Raw genomic sequence first — 367 nt, 5'->3', positions numbered from 1 at the left:
CAGGGCATTGAGATCCTCGGTGCTGAGGCTTTGGATCTGCGTGCTGGTCAGGGCATTGACCTGCGCGGTGGTCAGCTGTGCGAGCTGGTCGGAAGTCAGGGAACCGAGCTGTTCGGAGTTCAGGGCACGCAGGGCACCGGTGTTGATGGACTTGAGGTCATCGGTGGCCAGGATGGCCATCTGTTCACTGCTCAGGCCGGTGACCTGAGCGCTGTTCAGCGAGGCACTCTGGGCGGTGGTCAAGGCCACCACTTGTTCGGTGGTCAGCACGCCGACCTGAACCGAGCTGAGCCCACGCAATCCGCCGGTGCCGATGGCCGCAAAGTCATCGGTGGTCAGCGCCTTGACCTGGTCGGTCGTGAAGGCG

1 protein-coding gene is annotated in these 367 nt (G+C 63.5%); it reads right to left on the bottom strand.

Translation table 11 applies throughout. The annotated features are described in order from the left end of the window. The coding region (locus LNV23_RS23925) for a hypothetical protein (RefSeq protein ID WP_263565251.1) at positions 1 to 367 on the bottom strand (367 nt) is incomplete at both ends.

The organism is Kinneretia sp. DJ1R-11, assembly GCF_025717595.1.
In the GTDB taxonomy this organism is placed as follows: Bacteria; Pseudomonadota; Gammaproteobacteria; order Burkholderiales; family Burkholderiaceae_C; genus Paucibacter_A.
Note: the sequence above shows the minus strand (reverse complement) of the source record. Positions and strands in the feature narration are given on the sequence as shown.